30 protein-coding genes are annotated in these 18516 nt (G+C 59.6%); all 30 read right to left on the bottom strand.

The genetic code is table 11. The features are described 5' to 3' along the window. Positions 1 to 8: 8 nt before the first annotated feature. The 30 genes from rpsD to rpoC all read right to left on the bottom strand — a co-directional run bounded on the left by rpsD (position 9) and on the right by rpoC (position 18514). Positions 9 to 644: a 30S ribosomal protein S4 gene (gene rpsD, locus STHERM_RS02570; protein WP_013313330.1), complete on the bottom strand. Its 636-nt coding sequence runs from the start codon at positions 642 to 644 to the stop codon at positions 9 to 11. A gap of 12 nt (positions 645 to 656) precedes the next feature. Beyond that, on the bottom strand, positions 657 to 1028 hold the full coding sequence (gene rpsK, locus STHERM_RS02565) for a 30S ribosomal protein S11 (protein WP_013313329.1): 372 nt from the start codon (positions 1026 to 1028) through the stop codon (positions 657 to 659). Positions 1029 to 1040: 12 nt separating this feature from the next. Beyond that, positions 1041 to 1406 (bottom strand): 30S ribosomal protein S13, encoded by a 366-nt coding sequence (gene rpsM / locus STHERM_RS02560; RefSeq protein WP_013313328.1) that lies wholly within the window; start codon positions 1404 to 1406, stop codon positions 1041 to 1043. A 9-nt stretch (positions 1407 to 1415) separates the two neighbouring features. Then, entirely contained in the window at positions 1416 to 1529 is a 114-nt protein-coding gene (gene rpmJ / locus STHERM_RS02555; RefSeq protein ID WP_013313327.1) for a 50S ribosomal protein L36, read from the bottom strand. Between the two features lie 11 nt (positions 1530 to 1540). Further along, entirely contained in the window at positions 1541 to 2863 is a 1323-nt protein-coding gene (gene secY, locus STHERM_RS02550; protein ID WP_013313326.1) for a preprotein translocase subunit SecY, read from the bottom strand. Next, on the bottom strand, positions 2853 to 3329 hold the full coding sequence (gene rplO / locus STHERM_RS02545) for a 50S ribosomal protein L15 (protein ID WP_013313325.1): 477 nt from the start codon (positions 3327 to 3329) through the stop codon (positions 2853 to 2855). Before rplO ends, secY begins: the two co-directional genes overlap by 11 nt. Beyond that, on the bottom strand, positions 3326 to 3523 hold the full coding sequence (gene rpmD / locus STHERM_RS02540) for a 50S ribosomal protein L30 (RefSeq protein WP_013313324.1): 198 nt from the start codon (positions 3521 to 3523) through the stop codon (positions 3326 to 3328). Before rpmD ends, rplO begins: the two co-directional genes overlap by 4 nt. A 2-nt stretch (positions 3524 to 3525) precedes the next feature. Then, positions 3526 to 4014, bottom strand: coding sequence for a 30S ribosomal protein S5 (gene rpsE, locus STHERM_RS02535; RefSeq protein WP_013313323.1), 489 nt, complete (start codon positions 4012 to 4014; stop codon positions 3526 to 3528). An 8-nt stretch (positions 4015 to 4022) separates the two neighbouring features. Next, complete coding sequence (rplR, locus tag STHERM_RS02530; RefSeq protein WP_013313322.1) at positions 4023 to 4391, bottom strand: 50S ribosomal protein L18; 369 nt, start codon at positions 4389 to 4391, stop codon at positions 4023 to 4025. A gap of 11 nt (positions 4392 to 4402) precedes the next feature. Further along, positions 4403 to 4948: a 50S ribosomal protein L6 gene (gene rplF, locus STHERM_RS02525; protein ID WP_013313321.1), complete on the bottom strand. Its 546-nt coding sequence runs from the start codon at positions 4946 to 4948 to the stop codon at positions 4403 to 4405. Between the two features lie 10 nt (positions 4949 to 4958). Next, positions 4959 to 5357 carry a 30S ribosomal protein S8 gene (rpsH, locus tag STHERM_RS02520; protein WP_013313320.1) on the bottom strand — a complete coding sequence of 133 codons (399 nt, stop codon included), beginning with the start codon at positions 5355 to 5357 and terminating at the stop codon, positions 4959 to 4961. Positions 5358 to 5366: 9 nt separating this feature from the next. Next, positions 5367 to 5552, bottom strand: a complete 186-nt coding sequence (locus tag STHERM_RS11420; protein ID WP_013313319.1) for a type Z 30S ribosomal protein S14 — start codon at positions 5550 to 5552, stop codon at positions 5367 to 5369. 10 nt (positions 5553 to 5562) lie between these two features. Next, positions 5563 to 6123 carry a 50S ribosomal protein L5 gene (gene rplE, locus STHERM_RS02515; protein WP_013313318.1) on the bottom strand — a complete coding sequence of 187 codons (561 nt, stop codon included), beginning with the start codon at positions 6121 to 6123 and terminating at the stop codon, positions 5563 to 5565. Further along, on the bottom strand, positions 6123 to 6458 hold the full coding sequence (gene rplX / locus STHERM_RS02510) for a 50S ribosomal protein L24 (protein ID WP_013313317.1): 336 nt from the start codon (positions 6456 to 6458) through the stop codon (positions 6123 to 6125). The genes rplE and rplX overlap by 1 nt, the downstream gene beginning before the upstream one ends. Positions 6459 to 6469: 11 nt before the next feature. Next, entirely contained in the window at positions 6470 to 6841 is a 372-nt protein-coding gene (gene rplN / locus STHERM_RS02505; RefSeq protein ID WP_013313316.1) for a 50S ribosomal protein L14, read from the bottom strand. Between the two features lie 17 nt (positions 6842 to 6858). After that, positions 6859 to 7158 carry a 30S ribosomal protein S17 gene (gene rpsQ, locus STHERM_RS02500; protein WP_013313315.1) on the bottom strand — a complete coding sequence of 100 codons (300 nt, stop codon included), beginning with the start codon at positions 7156 to 7158 and terminating at the stop codon, positions 6859 to 6861. Positions 7159 to 7164: 6 nt separating this feature from the next. Continuing rightward, a complete protein-coding gene (gene rpmC / locus STHERM_RS02495; protein ID WP_013313314.1) occupies positions 7165 to 7353 on the bottom strand; it encodes a 50S ribosomal protein L29 in 189 nt (62 codons plus the stop codon). Between the two features lie 5 nt (positions 7354 to 7358). After that, a complete protein-coding gene (gene rplP / locus STHERM_RS02490) occupies positions 7359 to 7781 on the bottom strand; it encodes a 50S ribosomal protein L16 (RefSeq protein WP_013313313.1) in 423 nt (140 codons plus the stop codon). A 2-nt stretch (positions 7782 to 7783) separates the two neighbouring features. Beyond that, the gene (gene rpsC / locus STHERM_RS02485) at positions 7784 to 8488 is read right to left on the bottom strand and encodes a 30S ribosomal protein S3 (protein WP_013313312.1); all 705 of its coding nucleotides are present in this window, start codon (positions 8486 to 8488) and stop codon (positions 7784 to 7786) included. A gap of 12 nt (positions 8489 to 8500) precedes the next feature. Then, positions 8501 to 8860 carry a 50S ribosomal protein L22 gene (gene rplV, locus STHERM_RS02480; RefSeq protein WP_013313311.1) on the bottom strand — a complete coding sequence of 120 codons (360 nt, stop codon included), beginning with the start codon at positions 8858 to 8860 and terminating at the stop codon, positions 8501 to 8503. Positions 8861 to 8872: 12 nt separating this feature from the next. Further along, positions 8873 to 9151, bottom strand: a complete 279-nt coding sequence (gene rpsS, locus STHERM_RS02475; RefSeq protein WP_013313310.1) for a 30S ribosomal protein S19 — start codon at positions 9149 to 9151, stop codon at positions 8873 to 8875. A gap of 9 nt (positions 9152 to 9160) precedes the next feature. Next, positions 9161 to 9985 carry a 50S ribosomal protein L2 gene (gene rplB, locus STHERM_RS02470; protein WP_013313309.1) on the bottom strand — a complete coding sequence of 275 codons (825 nt, stop codon included), beginning with the start codon at positions 9983 to 9985 and terminating at the stop codon, positions 9161 to 9163. A gap of 14 nt (positions 9986 to 9999) precedes the next feature. Beyond that, a complete protein-coding gene (gene rplW, locus STHERM_RS02465; protein ID WP_013313308.1) occupies positions 10000 to 10287 on the bottom strand; it encodes a 50S ribosomal protein L23 in 288 nt (95 codons plus the stop codon). Between the two features lie 10 nt (positions 10288 to 10297). Next, entirely contained in the window at positions 10298 to 10924 is a 627-nt protein-coding gene (gene rplD, locus STHERM_RS02460) for a 50S ribosomal protein L4 (protein ID WP_013313307.1), read from the bottom strand. Positions 10925 to 10936: 12 nt separating this feature from the next. Next, a complete protein-coding gene (gene rplC, locus STHERM_RS02455) occupies positions 10937 to 11563 on the bottom strand; it encodes a 50S ribosomal protein L3 (RefSeq protein ID WP_013313306.1) in 627 nt (208 codons plus the stop codon). 10 nt (positions 11564 to 11573) lie between these two features. Next, positions 11574 to 11882: a 30S ribosomal protein S10 gene (gene rpsJ, locus STHERM_RS02450; protein WP_013313305.1), complete on the bottom strand. Its 309-nt coding sequence runs from the start codon at positions 11880 to 11882 to the stop codon at positions 11574 to 11576. 63 nt (positions 11883 to 11945) lie between these two features. Next, on the bottom strand, positions 11946 to 13136 hold the full coding sequence (tuf, locus tag STHERM_RS02445) for an elongation factor Tu (protein ID WP_013313304.1): 1191 nt from the start codon (positions 13134 to 13136) through the stop codon (positions 11946 to 11948). A gap of 240 nt (positions 13137 to 13376) precedes the next feature. Then, positions 13377 to 13847 carry a 30S ribosomal protein S7 gene (gene rpsG, locus STHERM_RS02440; RefSeq protein ID WP_013313303.1) on the bottom strand — a complete coding sequence of 157 codons (471 nt, stop codon included), beginning with the start codon at positions 13845 to 13847 and terminating at the stop codon, positions 13377 to 13379. A gap of 10 nt (positions 13848 to 13857) precedes the next feature. Then, complete coding sequence (gene rpsL / locus STHERM_RS02435) at positions 13858 to 14232, bottom strand: 30S ribosomal protein S12 (protein ID WP_013313302.1); 375 nt, start codon at positions 14230 to 14232, stop codon at positions 13858 to 13860. A 73-nt stretch (positions 14233 to 14305) separates the two neighbouring features. Next, positions 14306 to 18514 carry a DNA-directed RNA polymerase subunit beta' gene (rpoC, locus tag STHERM_RS02430; protein ID WP_013313301.1) on the bottom strand — a complete coding sequence of 1403 codons (4209 nt, stop codon included), beginning with the start codon at positions 18512 to 18514 and terminating at the stop codon, positions 14306 to 14308. Positions 18515 to 18516 lie beyond the last annotated feature (2 nt).

Below are 18516 nucleotides of genomic sequence, written 5' to 3'. Positions count from 1 at the left end.
CACACTCCTTACTTAGAATACAACTCGACGATGAGGTTCTCCTTGATATCGGCAAGGTCGGTGATATCGCTTCTCATCGGGATCATCTTCACGGTACCCACAAGATTGTCGGGATCCACCTCAAGCCAGGACATCACTCCCGACCGCGTGTACTCCTTGAGGCTCTCCTTGAAAACGAGAAGCTTCTTGCTCTTCTCTCGGATCTCCACCCTGTCACCTTCGCGGACGAGGTACGAGGGGATGTTCACCTTCCTCCCGTTCACCAGCACGTGCCCGTGGCCCACGATCTGCCGGGCCTGTTTCCTCGAGGAGGCGAAGTGCATCCGGTACACGATGTTGTCGAGCCTCCGCTCCAGGAGGATGATGAGGTTGTCACCGGTCTTCCCCGGCATCTTCTCGGCCATGTGGAAGAACCGCCGGAACTGGGCCTCGCTCATGTTGTAGAGCCTCTTGAGCTTCTGCTTCTCCCGGAGCTGAATCGCATAGTTGGATGGTTTCCTCATGCGGGCATACTGTGCCTTCCCCGGTTTGGGCCGGTTCTTCGCCATCGCACACTTCGGTGTATAGCATCGCTCTCCCTTGAGGAAGAGCTTACGTCCTTCAGCCCTGCACAATCTGCACTGTGGTCCGATGTAGCGTCCCATACACGTTCTCCCTTATACCCTTCGTGCCTTCCGAGGTCTGCACCCGTTGTGGGGAATGGGTGTGATGTCGTGGAGCGACCTTACTCTCACGCCGAGCGCATCGATGGCCCGGATCGCAGCCTCCCGCCCCACACCGGGCCCCTTCACGTAGACATGCGCCTCCTGGAGTCCGTGATCCATCGCCTTTTTCACTGCGGTCTCGGCGGTCACCTGAGCGGCGTAAGGCGTGGACTTCTTGGCACCCCTGAAACCGAGGGCCCCCGCACTCGCCCACGAGACACAGTTGCCGTTCATATCGGTCACCGTGACGATCGTATTATTGAACGTCGCCTGGATGTATACCTTTCCTTCGTAAACGGTCCGCTTTTCCTTTTTCTTGGCCAAAGCTCACCCCCATCACTTCTTCTTGTTGGCCACGGTCTTCCGCTTTCCTTTGCGGGTCCGTGCATTGGTCCGGGTACGCTGCCCCCGTACGGGCAGTCCTTTCCTGTGCCGCAAGCCGCGGTAACAGCCTATGTCCATGAGGCGCTTGATGTTGAGCGCCACTTGCGTCCTGAGTCGTCCCTCGACGGTGTACTCGTTCTCGATCACCTGCCTGAGCTTCTGGACCTGATCCGACGTGAGTTCGCTCACCTTGGTCTCATAGGGGATGCCGGTTTTCTCGCAGATCTTCCGCGCAGACGCTCGACCGATCCCATAGATATAGGTGAGAGCTATCTGGATCTGTTTGTTCGGCAGATCGACTCCCGCTATACGAGCCATTGGGCCTCCTTACCTCTGCCTCTGCTTGTGTTTAGGGTTTTCACAGACCACGCGGACCACCCCTCGCCGCTTTATGATCTTGCACTTTTCACACATCTTCTTTACGCTCACTCGCACTTTCATGACACACTCTCCTACAGATTTCTCGCACGGAGCTTACCGCGCCGCACGAGCCCATCCTGATGATGCATCTTGAGGTGTCCCTCTATCTGGGACATCGTATCCAGGTCCACCCCCACCATGATGAGGAGCGACGTACCTCCCATCAGGTAGGCGAGCCTCGACGGAAAATGAAACACCTGCTGCACGAGCGTGGGGATGATGGCGATGAACGCCAGAAACAGTGCACCCGGAAGGATAATCCTATTGAGGATGTTTGTAAAGTACTCCTCGAGTTTCTCCGCCCGCACGCCCGGCACCGACCCTCCGTGCTCACGGATATTCTTCGCCAGCTCCATGGGATTGAGGGTCACCTGGGTGTAGAAATAGGCGAAGAAGATGATGAGGAGGGTGTAGAGCACGAGGTACCATACCCCACCCGGCCTGAGCCAGTAGGCCACGTCGGCCAACCATCCCACCCTCGTTCCGAGCATCTGGGCGATCTGGAGGGGGAAGAGGAGTACCGAGGAAGCGAAGATCACAGGGATCACCCCCGAGGGATTGAGCCTCATGGGGATATAGGTGTTCTGCACACCGTAGACCCTCCTGCCCACCACCCGCTTTGCGTAGTGCACCGGGATCTTCCGCTGGCCCTGCTGCTCGTAGATCACCAGTATGATCACCGCGACGAACAGCACGAGCACGAGGAGGGCCACCACGGGATTCAATTCACCCAGCTGTATCTGTTCGACGAGCTGGATGAAGGCCTGCGGAAGCCTCGCCACGATCCCCGCAAAGATGATGAGGGAGATACCGTTCCCGATCCCCCGCTGGTTCACCTGCTCGCCGAGCCACATGAGGAACAGACTCCCCGTCGTCACGGTGAGCATGCCGAGCAACACGAACGAAAGCTTGGGAAGCACCACCGCATCGGGGATGGCGTCCGCATACTGGGCCACGATGAACGACTGGATGAGACTCACCAACACCGTCCCGTACCGGGTATACCGCTGGATCTTCTTCCTTCCACCCTCCTCCTCCGCGATGGCCTTGAGTGAGGGGAACATCACGAGAAGGAGCTGCATGATGATGCTCGCCGTGATGTAGGGCATCACGCCGAGCATGAAGATGGAGAAGTTCTTGAACGCTCCACCGGCGAAGAAGTCGATGTAGTCGGTTATCGAAGTGAGACCCTCGGTCTGCTGCTGGAGATAATACTGCTTGAGTGCGGTGATGTTGATCCCGGGGATGGGAAGCGCGGCCCCTATCCTGAACACGATAAGGACTGCCAGCGTGAAGAGGACACGCCTCCTGAGCTCGGGTATCCTGAACACCTGCGAAATCGGATTACTGGCCATTGTTCTCCACCTGCGAGGGGGTTACGAGCACGACCTTTCCGCCCGCGCTCTCGATCTGGAGCTTGGCGCTCGCGGAGATCGCCGGCACTTCCACCGTGAGCTTCTTCGTGATACGGCCGTTCCCTAGTATCTTCACGCTCTCCACCGAACGTCTGATGATCCTCTTCTGCTTCAAGGTCTCCAGGTTCACCACCTCGTTGTCGTTGAACTTCTCGTTGAGGATCTCCAGATTCAAGACCGCGTATTCCTTCCGGAACGCCCCGTTGTTGAACCCACGTCGAGGAAGGCGCCTGTAGAGCGGCATCTGTCCACCTTCAAACCCGGGTCTCACGCCTCCCCCGGAGCGGGCGTTCTGCCCCTTGTGCCCCTTGCCGGAGGTCTTGCCCTTCCCGGATCCAGGGCCCCGCCCCACTCGCCTGGATGCCTTCGCTGCTCCGGACGGTACGATAATCTCCTTTGCGCTCATCCCTCTATCTCCTCAATCTGAACAAGGTGTGCAACCTTTCTGATCATACCTTCGATGGAAGGAGTAAGCTCCTTCTCCACCACTGCGTTGAGCTTGCGCAGGCCCAGCGCAGCCACGGTCTTGCGCTGATCCGGCTTCCTACCGATGGTACTCCGGACCAGCTTGATCCTCACCTTCTTTGCCTTCTTCGCCATGACTAGCTCCAGATCTCCGAAAGACTCTTACCCCGGTTCTTCGCCACCTGACCGGGGACGAGCAGGCTCTGAAGTCCCCTGAAGACCGCCTGCACCACGTTCGTGCTGTTCCTCGATCCCATCACCTTGGTGAGCACGTCACTGTATCCCGCCGCCTCCAGCACGGCGCGTACAGGTCCACCCGCGATCACCCCGGTACCCGGAGCAGCGGGCTTGAGGAGCACCCTCGTACTCTTGAACTTCACCTGTATCTCATGAGGAAGCGTCCCATGCTGCATGGGCACGGTCACCATGCTCTGTTTCGCCTTCTGGATGCTCTTCCTGATCGCTTCGGTCACATCGTTCGCCTTCCCGTAGCCGTATCCCACCGACCCCTTTCCATCCCCCACGACGCTCAGTGCGGTGAACGAGAAGCGCCGTCCACCCTTCACCACCTTCGAGACACGGTTGAGACTGACCAGCGTTTCGATAAACTCTCTATCCTGATCCATGATTCCTCCTAGAACTCCAGACCGGCTTTCCGGGCACCTTCTGCTATCGCCTTCACGATACCGTGATAGGGATACCCGTTTCTATCGAAGGCGATCCTCTTGATCCCTTTCTCGAGTGCACGTTTCCCGATCACCTCGCCCAGTTTCTCCGCGTCGGCCACACACTTCCTGAGCGACGAGAGATCCTTCTCAAGGGTGGAAGCCGCGACGAGGGTGTGTCCCTTCGAGTCGTCGATCACCTGTACGTAGAGGTGCCTGTTGCTCTTGAAGACCGTCATACGGGGTCGCTCAGGAGTACCGTAGACGTTCTTCCGCACCCTCAGTTTTCTCTTGAGTCGCTTTCTCCGTTTCTCCTTGATGAGCTTTTCCGTTTTCATACGCCTACCACCTACTTCACTCCAGCTTTACCGACCTTGCGGCGGACCATCTCGTTCTCGTATCTGATCCCCTTGCCCTTGTAGGGCTCCACCGGCCGGAGGGAACGGATTTCCGCAGCCACCTTACCCACCAGGGCCTTGTCGATCCCGGAGACCCTGATACGGGTATTCTCCTCGACGGTGACCGTGATCCCCTCGGGGATGAGATACTCGATCGGCATGGAAAAGCCGAGGGAGAGGACCACGACATTCCCCCTCACCTCGGCACGGTAACCGATCCCGTTGATGAGGAGGACCTTCTCGAATCCCTCGGAGACGCCCTTCACCATGTTGTGTATGAGCTGTCTATAGAGCCCATGAAAGGAACGAGCCTTCTTGGTATCGTTCTTCCGCTCCACCCTGCACACACCCTCTTCCACTTTCACCTCTACCTCGGGGCGATACTCCATCGAGAGCACGCCCTTCGGCCCTTTCACCTCGACCCGCCTCTCCTCGGAGTCCACCTGTACCTGTACCCCCTGAGGGATGACCACAGGCAATCGACCCAGCCTGGACATACCTAGCCTCCTACCAGATTGAACATATCAGCTCGCCACCGACCCTGCGCTCCCGCGCCTTCTTATCGGTGATGACGCCCTCGGAGGTGGACACGATGAGCGTTCCATACCCGTTCTTTATACGAGGCATCTCCTTGTAGCCGGAATAGATGCGCCGCCCCGGCTTGGAGATCCTCGAGAGCTCATGGATCACGGGCCTCTGCTGCTCATCGTACTTCAAGAAGATCCTGATGAAGGGCTTCTCACTCACCACGACCTTTTTGAAGTTCTTGATGTACCCCTCGTTCTTGAGGATCTTGATGATCTCGAGCTTGAGCTTCGAGGGCACGATATCCACCTTCTCATGCCGCGCCAGCGAGGCATTTCTGATCTTCGTCAGCATATCTGCAATGGGATCCGATACGCTCATACCCCTCTCCTACCAGCTTGATTTCGTCACACCAGGGATAAGTCCCTCGCTCGCGAGCTTCCTGAAGCACACCCTGCACATCTCAAAATCCCTCATATACCCGCGAGGTCGGCCGCAGATCTTGCATCTGTTATGTTTCCTCACCCTGTACTTGGGTTCGCGCTGCGACTTGATAATCAATGCTTTACGAGCCATATCTCTCCCCTCAGGACGCCTTTCTGAACGGCATTCCAAGTTTTTGAAGGAGGCTGAAGGCCTCTCTATCGGTCTTCGCGGTGGTCACGATGGTCACATTGAACCCCGTGACGCGTTCCACCGAATCATAGTCGATCTCCGGGAATATGATCTGCTCCGTGATACCCAGAGAGTAATTCCCATGCCCGTCGAAGGAGTTGGGGTTGAGGCCTCTGAAGTCCTTGATCCGGGGAATCGCCACATGGATGAGCCGATAGAGGAACTCATACATGCGGAGCCCACGAAGCGTCACCATGGCCCCCACCTCCATTCCTTTCCGCACCTTGAAGCCCGCGATGGACTTCCGAGCCTTTCTCTTGATCGCCCGCTGGCCGGCGATGAGCGTGAGCTCCTCCACCGCTAGGTCGAGCAGGCGTTTGTTCTGGATCGCCTCCCCCACACCCATGCTGAGCACGATCTTCTCCAGTCGGGGGACCTGCATGACATTCCTGTAACCCATCTCTTCCATGAGCTCCTGCTTCACCCGTTCCTCATACAGTGTCTTCAGAATGGGAACCTTTACCTCTGCCATCACACCACTTCTCCAGTTCGTTTTGCGTATCTTACCTTCTTCCCGTCGACGAACTTATAGCCGAGACGGGTGGGTTTTCCATCCTTCGCAAGGTACATCACGTTGGAAATATGGATGGGGGCTTCCACCTCGACGAACCCACCGGGCTCGTTCGCACTCCGCCTGCGCACGGCCTTCTTGACCAGATTCACCCCCTCCACCACGACTCGTCCCCGCTCCCGATCCACACTCAATATACGGCCGGTCTTCCCCTTGTCCTTCCCGGCGATCACCATCACAGGATCGTTCTTCTTCAGCTTGTACTTCACGGCAGTCTTCTTCCTCTGTATCGCCATGCGACGACCTCCTACACCACTTCAGGGGCGAGCGAGAGGATCTTCATGAACTCGGCGTTCTCCCTGAGCTCTCGCGCCACAGGACCGAACACCCGTCGGCCCCTCGGATTGTTGTGGTTGTCCACGATGACACAGGCGTTGTCATCGAAACGGATATATGTCCCGTCCGGACGACGCACTTCCTTCTTCGTGCGCACCACCACCGCCCGCTGGACAGTACCCTTCTTCACCGGAGCATCGGGGAGCGCCTCCTTCACGGAGACCACGATGAGGTCCCCCAGGGTGGCATACTTCTTCCTCGTACCGCCGAGCACCTTGATACACTGCACCTTCTTGGCACCACTGTTGTCTGCCACATTGAGATACGTTTGCACCTGGATCATACCTCACCCCCGTCTCTCTACTGAGCTCTTTCCACGATCTCAAGGAGCCGCCACCGTTTCTCCTTACTGATGGGGCGGGACTCGACCACCCGGACGACATCACCCACTCGGGCCTCGTTGAGCTCATCGTGGGCCTTGACCTTCTTGGTCCGGGTCACGTATTTCTTGTACAGAGGATGGAGCTTCCTCCTTCGCACCGCCACAACGATCGTCTTGTCCATCTTATCGGAGACCACCTCACCGACAAGAATCCGCTTTCTCTCTGTCCTTATTGGCTTCTTCACGTTACCTTCCACAGCAGTCTCCTTCGGCGTCATACTTTCCTACGCCTCTCTGTGATTATGAATGAGGAAATTGAGTCTCGCTATGTTCCGCCGCAGCGTACGCACCTCGAGCGGATTGTCAAGGTGTCCCACCACCTTCTGGAAGCGGAGTTCCTGGTAACGCTTCACGAGCTCCTCCCGCTTCGCGAGAAGTTCCCTGTAGCTCAAATCCTTAAAGCTGTTCCTCATGGCCCTCACTCCGCATGCAATCGTTCTACGATCTTGGTCTTGATGGGAAGCTTCGTCCCCGCAAGACGGAGAGCCTCCATGGCGAGGTCCCTGTCAACCCCTGCGACTTCGAAAAGGACTCTTCCTCTCTGCACCACGGCGACCCAGGCCTCGGGACTCCCCTTCCCCTTCCCCATACGGGTTTCGGCGGGCTTCTTCGTGTAGGGCTTGTCGGGGAAGATACGGATCCACACCTTTCCTCCTCGGCGGATCTTCCTCGTGAGCGCCACACGGGCGGCCTCGATCTGACGGCTCGTGACCCACTCGGGCTCAAGAGCCATGAGACCGAACTCACCGAAGGCCACGGTATTTCCACGGGAGGCCTTTCGCCTGAGCAACCCCACCTGACGCTGCTGTTTCCTATATTTGACCCTCTTGGGACTCAGCATAGCTAACTCCTTCTCCTGGAGCGATTTTCACGACGGGGCGTCACGATGGTCCCCGCATCCTGTTTCACAGCCTTACCCAAGGTCTCGCCATGGAAGATCCACACCTTGACCCCTATCACGCCGTAGGTGGTTCGTGCCTCGGCAAACCCGTAGTCGATGTCGGCCCGCAGGGTATGAAGCGGGACCCTCCCCGCCATCTGCACCTCCGACCGCGCGATCTCGGCTCCTCCCAGACGCCCCGACACCCGCACCTTGATGCCCTGCACCCCGGCCTTCATGGCGTTGGCCACGGCGAGCTTCATCACCCGCCTGAAAGAGGCCCGATGTTCGAGTTGGGCAGCGATGTTCTGAGCCACCACCTGCGCATGGGCCTCCGGGCGCTTTATCTCCTTTATCTTGATCTGGAGCTTCTTCGAGACCATCTTCTGCAACTCGGCCCCGATGCGCTCTATCGTCGCCCCCTTCGCACCTATGAGGACACCGGGCCTCGGCGTGTGGACCACCAGCATGACACGCTGCGGATGTCGTATGATCTCCACATCGCCCACGTTCGCCGCCTTCGCCTCGGGGAGAGCGAGAAGACGCTTCCTGAGGAGGAGGTCCTCATGGAGGACTTTGGCATAGTCCTTGAGATCCACGAACCACTTCGATTTCCACGTCTTATTGATACCCAGTCTCAGTCCGTAAGGATTGACTTTCTGGCCCACGGTCTGCCCCCATTATCCTTTTTGTGGTAGCTCATCCACTACGACGGTGATGTGACTCATCCGCTTGAGGAGGATGTCAGCCCTCCCATGGCTCCGCGGCCACAGCCGCTTGAGACGAGGTCCGTCGTCCACCCTGAGCTCCTTCACATAGAGCATGTCTTCGTCGAGGTTCTTGTTGAGATAGAGCGCGTTCGCCGCCGCCGAGTCGATCACCTTCTTGATCAACCTGGCCCCTTTCTGGGGCATGTGCTCCAGGATGGCAACCGCCTCGGGATAACGCTTCCCCCGTACGAGGTCAGCCACGGGTCTCACCTTCTTGGGAGACACGAGCAGGTATCGCGCCCGAGCCCTGTATCCTGACTTCTCTTTCATACCTTCCACCCGTTACTTCGAAGCCTTTTTGTCGGAACCCGCATGCCCCCGAAAGATCCGCGTAGGGGCAAACTCTCCCAGCTTGTGACCGACGAGATCCTCGGTGATGTACACCGGAACCCAGGTCTTCCCGTTGTACACGGAGATCGTCAAACCCACCATCTCCGGAATGATGGTAGACGCCCGCGAGAAGGTCTTGATCATCCGCTTCTCGCCGCCCTTTGCCATGGCGAGCACCTTCTTGTAGAGGCTCTTTTCGACATAGGGTCCCTTCTTTACTGATCGTGCCACAGCCCGCTCCTATTTCCTTCGTTTTACAATGAACTTGTCGGAAGGCTTCCGCCTCTTGCGGGTCTTGTACCCCTTGGTCGGGATGCCGGTGGGGGACACGGGATGCCGACCGCCCTTGCTCCGTCCTTCACCTCCACCATGGGGGTGATCAACAGGGTTCATGGCAGTACCCCTCACCTTCGGCCTGCGCCCGAGCCACCTCGACCGGCCGGCCTTTCCCAGCACCACGTTCATATGGTCCTCGTTCCCGACCTCACCCACCGTGGCGTAGCACTTCTTGAAGACCATCCGCATCTCACCGGAGGGGAGCTTGAGGGTCACGTAATCCCCCTCCTTCGCCATCACCACGGCCCCTGTCCCGGCGGAACGGACCATCTGTCCGCCCTTGCCAGGATAGAGCTCCACGTTGTGGACCGCGGTACCCAACGGAATCCTCTCGAGAGGGAGGGCATTTCCCACCGCTATCGGCGCATCCTCGCCGCTCTGGACCACCGCCCCCCGCTCGATACCCTTTGGAGCGAGGATGTACCGCTTCTCGCCGTCGGCATACGCCACCAGACAGATGACGGCACTCCGGTTGGGGTCATACTCGATGGTCTTCACCACACCCGGAACACCATGCTTGTCCCTTTTGAAGTCGATGATCCGATAGAGCCTCTTGTGCCGTCCACCCCTCCGCCTGACAGACACCCTCCCCCCGGCGCCACGTCCCGCCTTGAACGGGAGCCCTTCGACCAGCGACTTCTCGGGCTCGACCTTGTCGAGGGCACTAAAATCGAGGCTCGTCTTAAATCTCAATCCCGGCGTTATCGGTTTGTACTGCTTGAGTGCCACACCGCCCTCCTGTCTCACGCGGACTCAAAGATATCGATGGTCTGCCCGGGAGGAAGCGTGATGACCGCCTTCTTCCAGGAGGAGGTCCTCCCCGGCTGTCTGCGCATCCTCTTCGGCTTGCCCTTCACCCTGATCACATTGCACGCGACAGGCTCCACCGAAAAGAGCTCCCTGATGGCCTGCTTTATCTCGAGCTTATTGGCCCGCGCATCCACCCTGAACACGTACTTGTTCTCCTTCTCCCTGAGGATATTGGCCTTCTCGGTGAGCACGGGCGCAATAATCACCTCATGCGGATCCATACCTCATCTCCTATCGATCCAAAAAGGTATTGAGTTTCACGGCTGCGGATTCCTGGACCAGCACCTGATCCGCATAGAAGACGTCGTGAACCCTGAGCTTGTCGTACGTATGGACGAGAAGCCACGGGATGTTCCTGCCGGCGCGTTTCGTGAGCGCACTCTCTTCCCCGATGACGAGCAACACCCGCCGCCCCTCCGGATTGAGGGCCTGAAGGGCCTTCACCATGTCCTTCGTCTTCCCGGATTCCACGACGAAATCCTCGACGACCCTGAACGCATTCTCCCTCAGCTTGAGACTGAGAACAGACCTGTAGGCGAGCCGCTTCACCTTCCTCGGGAGCTTGTACCCGTACTCCCGCGGCTTGGGCCCGAAGACCACGCCACCCCCGACCCAAAGAGGGGAACGCCGCTCGCCCGCCCTCGCCCGCCCCGTCCCTTTCTGGCGCCAAGGCTTCCGACCGCTGCCGGACACCTCGGCCCTCGTCTTGGTGGAGGCGGTCCCCACGCGCATATTCGCCAGCTCGTTCCTGATCGCGTGATAGATGCTCCCGTGGCTCACCTCACAGGCGAACACCCTGTCGTTGAGCTCTATCGTCTTTATGGGCTCGCCCTTGAGCGAATACACCTGCGTTTCCATCGACAAACCTCGCTATCGCTTCTTTTTCGCCCGGGTGACGATCACCACCCCTTTCCTCGGACCGGGCACCGCCCCCTCCACAAGGAGACACCCTCGCTCCTTGTCCACCTCCACGATCCGCAGGTTCTGCACACAGACCTGCACACCGCCCATCCTTCCGGCCATCTTCGTACCCTTGAGCACCTTGGAGGGATAGGCGGACTGACCCGTGGAACCATGGGCCCTGTGGAACTTGGAACCGTGCGACGCCGGACCGCCGCTGAACCCGTGCCTCTTCATCACCCCCTGATAGCCCTTACCCTTCGAGAGCCCGCGGACATCCACGAACCGCACTCCCTCGAAGATCTCCACCCCTATCTCGTCGCCCGGCTTGTAGTCACCCTCGAAATCCCTGATCTCGCGGAGCACCTTCTTGGGCTCGAGCCCCCGCTTCTGGAACTGACCGAGATAGGGCTTCACAGCCCTCGATGCCTTGAGGGGGAAGGCCCCAAGGACGAGCGCCCGGTAACCGTGTCGCTCGGGTGTGCGCACATCGACCACGGTATTCTTCTCCACCTTGATCACCGTCACCGGGACCACGTATCCATTGGCGTCAAACACCTGGGTCATCCCCAGCTTCCTACCGATTACTCCCACCATGGCTCCACTCTCACTGCTTGATCTCGACATCCACCCCTGCCGGCAACTCGAGCTTCATGAGCGCATCCATGACCGCCGGGGTGGGATTGAGGATATCGACGAGCCGCTTATGGATCCTCATCTCGAACTGCTCCCGCGACTCCTTGTTCACATGAGGCGAACGAAGAACCGTATACTTACGAATGTGCGTAGGAAGGGGCACCGGACCGGAAACCTTCGCCCCAGCCTTCTGAGCCGCCTGCACGATCGCCTGGGCACTCTGATCTACGAGTTCCGTATCGAACCCTTTCAACCTGACTCGAATCTTCTCGCCTGCCATCGTTCCTCCAAAATGCGAGCCTTACCACCTTCCGGCAGTAAGGCCCGCTGCCTCTTCGTCTCGTTACTCAATGACCTCGATCACCTGCCCGCTCGCGACGGTGCGCCCTCCCTCACGAATGGCGAACCTGAGCCCCTTGTCCATGGCAACAGGGGTGATGAGCTCGACGGTGATCTCGGCATTGTCACCGGGCATCACCATCTGCTTGTCGTCCGGGAGGTAGACCGAACCGGTCACATCGGTGGTCCTGAAGTAGAACTGCGGCCTGTACCCGGAGAAGAAGGGGGTATGACGCCCACCCTCCTCCTTGGTGAGACAGTAGATCGCAGCCTTGAACTTCTTGTGCGGGGTGATGGAACCGGGCTTCGCGAGCACTTGGCCGCGCTCCACCTCGTCCTTGTCGATACCCCTGAGGAGACACCCGACATTGTCACCGGCCTGCCCCTCGTCGAGGATCTTATTGAACATCTCGACACTGGTGACGACGGTCTTCTTGGTCTCGCCGAAGCCCACGATCTCGACCTCGTCACCGGGACGGATCACACCCTGATCGATACGACCGGTGACCACCGTACCACGCCCCTGGATGGAGAAGACGTCCTCGATCGACATGAGGAAGGGCTTGTCCACCGCCCTCTGCGGGAGCGGAATGTACTCGTCCATCGTCTCGAGGAGCTCCTTGATGCAGGCAGTGGCCTCCGCATCGTCGGGGTTGGTCATCGCCTTGTAGGCGGAACCCTTGATGATCGGCGTATCGTCCCCGGGGAACTCGTATTTGTTGAGGAGCTCCCTGATGTCCATCTCCACGAGCTCGATGAGCTCGGGATCGTCGACGAGATCGATCTTGTTGAGGAACACCACGATCGCAGGCACGCCCACCTGCCGGGCGAGGAGCACGTGCTCCCTGGTCTGCGCCATCACGCCGTCGTCGGCCGCCACCACGAGGATCGCACCGTCCATCTGGGCTGCACCGGTGATCATGTTCTTGATATAGTCGGCATGCCCCGGACAGTCCACGTGCGCATAGTGGCGCTTGTCGGTCTGATACTCGATGTGCCGGGCATTGATGGTGATACCTCGAGCCTTCTCCTCCGGCGCGTTGTCGATGTCGTCATAGCTGAAGGCCTTGGTACCGTAGTTACGCGCACAGAACCCAGAGATAGCCGCAGTGAGCGTGGTCTTACCATGGTCGACGTGGCCGATGGTTCCGACGTTTATATGCGGCTTCGTCCTTTCAAACTTCTCCTTCGCCATTCCATTCCTCCTGAAAAAATCTGATTACATACACACTATCTCATCTGCACCTGCAGATGGCGCATACTGCGAGGCCTGTATTGTAGTGAGGGGTTTCCCCTTTGTCAAGCGGGAAAGACAAAGAACCAAGAGAAAACCACCTCACCGCCTCTCATTCGCCTTCCTCGAAGGCCGACGGCCGCGAAGGCAGGCGGTCGGTTTGGCCATCTCCGATAAACCTACCAGAGAAGAGCCGTCACCCTACCATCTATAGTGAGCAAAGGCCTTGTTGGCCTCCGCCATCCTGTGCGTATCCTCTCGCTTCTTGAAAGCGACACCGGTGGAATTGTACGCATCCAGGAGTTCGTCGGCAAGCCGGTATTCCATCGGCTTGCCCTCCCTTCCCCTGGCGGCATCGATGATCCAGCGCATCGCGAGGGCTTCCCGTCGGGTCTCACGGACCTCCACGGGAACCTGGTAGGTCGCACCGCCCACACGACGGGAACGAACCTCGACCACCGGCTTCACGTTGTCCACCGCCCTGAGAAACACCTCGAGCCCCGGCTTTCCGGTACGCTCCTCCAGGATCCCAATCGCCTTGTACACGACGCTCATGGCGATGGACTTCTTCCCGTCCCACATGAGGCGATTGATGAACTTCATCACCTCGCGGCTGTTATACTTGGGATCCGGCATGATGTGCCGGGCGATCGCCTTCTTTCTCCTGGACATCGCGCGCTCCTTACGCCTTGGGCCGCTTGGCCCCGTACTTCGACCGACCCCGTCGCCGATCCTCAACCCCCAGGGCATCCTTGGCACCACGGATGATGTGATAACGGACACCGGGGAGGTCCTTCACACGTCCACCCCTCACGAGCACCACCGAGTGCTCCTGAAGGTTGTGTCCTATCCCCGGGATGTACGCGGTCACCTCGATCCCGTTCGAGAGACGGACACGAGCGACCTTACGGAGGGCCGAGTTCGGCTTCTTCGGCGTCACCGTCATCACACGGGTGCACACCCCCCGCTTCTGCGGGCACGACTGAAGCGCCGGAGACTTGCTCTTGTTCTTCGCCTTCTTCCTTCCGAACCGGATAAGCTGATTTATCGTAGGCATATCCGCTCTCTCTCCTTACTCATACTCCCTGAGGGTAGCAGGACTCTACCAGCTCAGGGGCAAAATGTCAAGTCTAGATCTCGAGGGTCTCCTCCTGGGATCGCGCCTCGAGCAGCTCCCTCACCTTGAGGTCGAGATCCTGCTTGTGTTCGTCGTAGAGCTTGATCTCTCGATACCGCTGGACCCCCGTCCCGGCAGGGATGAGGTGACCGATGATCACGTTCTCCTTGAGCCCTCGCAGGTAGTCCACCGATCCTGCGATCGCGGCATTGGTGAGCACCCTGGTGGTCTCCTGGAAGGAGGCCGCAGCGATGAAGGAATCGATGCTGAGGGAAGCCTTGGTGATACCGAGGAGCAGAGGCCGAGCCACGGCGGGTTGTCCGCCCTGCCGTCGCACACGCTCGTTCTCCTCGAAGAACTCCCGTCTGTCGACCTGTTGGCCGTAGATGAACTTGGTGTCTCCCACCTCGACGATCTCCACCTTCTTCATCATCTGCCTGATGATGATGGCGATGTGCTTGTCGTTGATCTCCACCCCCTGGAGCCGGTACACCTCCTGTATCTCGTTGAGGAGGAATGCCTGAAGCGCGTTTTCTCCCAGAATCCGGAGGACCTCGTGGGGGCTCACGGGGCCCTCACAGAGTTTCTCGCCCGCCTCCACGTGGTCGCCTTCCCGGACGAGGAGGTGGCGTCCCATGGGGATGAGGTGCTTGTATTCCCGACCGAACTCGTCCTCCACCACGATCACCCGCTTGCCCTTCACGATACCATGGAAGTGCACCGTGCCGCTCACCTGGGCGAGGACCGCGGCGTTCTTGGCCTTGCGGGCCTCGAAGAGCTCACCCACCCGGGGCAGACCACCGGTGATGTCCATGGTTCGGACGCTCTCCCTGAGCATCCGCGCGAGGGTACGACCAGCGGTGATGCGCTCCCCGTCTTCCACGTTCACATAGGCACCGCCCGGGAGGTAGTACACGCCGAGCTCGTTGCCCTCGTCGTCCTCTATCACGATCCTGGGCTGGAGACGTTCGAGCTGGTGCTCGGTGATCTTCTTCTCTATCTTCCCGGTATCCTCGTTCACCTCCTCCCGGAGGGTCGTGCCCAGTACCATGTCGTGGTACTTCACCACACCGCTCTGTTCCGCGATGATGGGCTCACTGAAGGGGTCGAAGACCGCGATGGTCTCTCCCGCATCGAGCACGTCGCCCGGATGGACGAAGATCTCCGATCCGTTTCTGATCTCCACCGACTGTTCCTGGGCCACGAGGAGGAGCCTGTCCCCCTTCAGGCGGACGATGGCGTTGTGGCCGGAGAAGATCTCCTCACCCGATGCACGCCTGAGGAGGGGCTGCCCCGTCATCACCTTCTGATCATCCTCTACGAGCACCTCGTCCTTCTCGTCGAGGGCGTGCGTCTCGAGGATCCTCCGGGCCTTCACTTTCCCGCGACGGGTGAAGAGGCGTATACCCGTCTCCAGCTCCACGACATTGCCCTCCAGCGATTCCACGAGCACCGGGTACTTGAGATACACGCGGTTCTCCTCCACCACCCTGGTGGCAGTACCCCCGATGTGGAAGGTACGCATGGTGAGCTGGGTACCCGGCTGGCCGATCGACTGCGCAGCGACGATGCCCACCGCTTCCCCTATCTCCACGAGGCGGTTGGTCGCCAGGTTACGGCCGTAACACTTCTGACACACACCGTGCCGTGCCTCACAGGTGAGCACGCTCCGCACCCGCACCGCCTCTATACCGGCCTCCTCGATCTCACGCGCCTTCTCGTCGGTGATCTCCTGGTCCACGTCCACGATGATCTCGCCGGTGATGGGATGCTTCACCCGTTCGATGGTGAACCGTCCCTTGATCCTGTCGGCCAGGTTCTCCACGATCTCCTCACCGTCCTTGAGGGCGCGCATCTCGATCCCGTTGATGGTACCGCAGTCCTCTTCGTTCACCACCACGTCCTGGGCGATATCCACGAGCCGTCTCGTGAGATAGCCGGCGTCCGCGGTCTTGAGGGCCGTGTCGGCGAGCCCCTTACGCGCACCGTTCGTGGAGATGAAGTACTCGATCACCGAGAGCCCTTCCTTGAAGTTCGCCCTGATGGGCAGCTCGATGATCTCTCCCGACGGTTTCGCCATGAGACCGCGCATCGCCGCAAGCTGCCTGATCTGGCTCCGGCTTCCACGGGCCCCCGAGTGGGCCATCATGTAGAGCGGGTTGAACCCATCGCGATCCTCCCTGAGGACCTTCATCATCACGTTGGTGAGGTCTTCGTTCGTCTTGCTCCACACCTCGATCACGCGGTTGTATCGTTCCTCGTTCGTGATGTGCCCTGAGAGGTACTGCTCCTGGATGGCGGCGACCTTCTGGTTCGCCTCCTCTATCATCGCCTTCTTGTCCTCGGGAACCACCACATCGGCCAGCGAGAAGGTGGTACCGGAGAGGGTCGCATACTTGAAGCCGATCTCCTTCATCGCATCGAGGAGACGGACGGCAACCCCCCGTCCCTTCTCCTGGTACACGCGCCCCACGAACTGCCTGAGCTCCTTGTCGGTGAACACCTGGTTCACGAACTCCAACTCGGGCGGGAGGGCCTGGTTGAAGATCACCCGGCCCGCGCTGGTCTCCACGAACGCACCGTTGTGGGGGGCCTTGGAGACGCGCACCTTCACCAGGGCGTGGTAGTCCACCGCCCCGCACTCGGCCGCGTACACGAGCTCGTCCTCCGAGGCGAAGTACCGCCCCTCGCCCTTCGCCCCCTTCTTCACCTGGGTGAGGTAGTAGATGCCGAGGACCATGTCCTGTGAAGGGAAGACGATGGGTTTACCGTTCGCGGGATTGAGGAGGTTCCGCGAGGAGAGCATGAGGGTCCAGCACTCGGTCTGGGCGGCCTGGGTGAGCGGCACGTGCACCGCCATCTGGTCGCCGTCGAAGTCCGCGTTGTAGGCGTGACACACGAGGGGATGGAGCTTGATCGCCTTCCCCTCCACGAGCACCGGCTCGAAGGCCTGGATCCCCAGTCGGTGGAGGGTGGGCGCCCGGTTGAGGAGCACGGGGTGCTCCTGGATCACCTCGTCGAGCACGGCCCAGACCTCGTCGGCCTCCTGCTCCACGAGGGTCTTGGCCCGCTTGATGTTGTAGACCACCTCTCGCTCCACGAGCTTGCGCATGATGAAGGGCTTGAAGAGCTCGAGGGCCATCTTCACTGGCAGCCCGCACTGGTGCATCTTGAGCTCGGGTCCCACCACGATGACCGACCGTCCGGAGTAGTCGACGCGTTTCCCGAGCAGGTTCTGGCGGAATCGCCCCTGCTTGCCCCTGAGGATGTCCGAGAGCGACTTGAGGGGGCGGTTGGAGGCGCCTTTCACCGCCCGTCGCTTCTTGGAGTTGTCGAAGAGGGCGTCCACCGCCTCCTGGAGCATGCGCTTCTCGTTCCGGATGATGATGTCAGGGGCATTGAGGGCCATGAGCCGCTTGAGCCTGTTGTTGCGGTTGATGACCCTCCGGTAGAGGTCGTTGAGATCCGAGGTGGCGAACCTCCCGCCGTCGAGCTGTACCATGGGCCTGAGCTCGGGCGGGATCACCGGGATCACGTCGAGGATCATCCACTCAGGCCTGTTGCCCGAGTCCCTGAACTGCTCCACGAGCTCGAGCCGCTTGAGGAGACGCTTGTCCGCCTTGGGCCCCTTCTCCAACATCTTGGCCCGGAGCTCCGCGGCGAGGGCGTCCAGATCCAGGTTCTTGAGGAGGGTCCGGATCGCCTCGGCCCCTATCCCCGCGGTGAACGACATGCCGTACCGCTCGCGGGCCTCGAGGTACTCCTCCTCGGTGAGGAGCTCCATCTTCTTGAGATCCGTGTCACCCGGATCGATCACGATGTACTGCTCGTAGTAGAGCACCGACCGGAGGGCCGAGACACTCAGGTCGAGGAGGAGCCCCATGCGGGAGGGCACGGAGCGGTAGAACCATATGTGGGAGACAGGGGCGGCGAGCTCGATATGCCCCATCCGCTCCCTCCTCACCTTGAAGTGGGTCACCTCGACGCCGCACCGGTCACAGACCACCCCCTTGTATCGGATGGACTTGAACTTCCCACAGTAACACTCCCACTCCTTGGTGGTACCGAAGATCCGCTCACAGAAAAGACCGTCGCGCTCCGGCCTGAGGGTGCGGTAGTTGATGGTCTCCGGCTTCTTCACCTCCCCGTAACTGCGAGCCCTGATGAGTTCCGGGGAAGCGAGCATTATCCTGATTGCAGCAAACTCCTGCATGTTCTTCATGC

The organism is Spirochaeta thermophila DSM 6192 (assembly GCF_000147075.1).
Taxonomy (GTDB): domain Bacteria; phylum Spirochaetota; class Spirochaetia; order Winmispirales; family Winmispiraceae; genus Winmispira; species Winmispira thermophila_A.
This window is presented reverse-complemented; position numbering and strand designations above follow the sequence as displayed.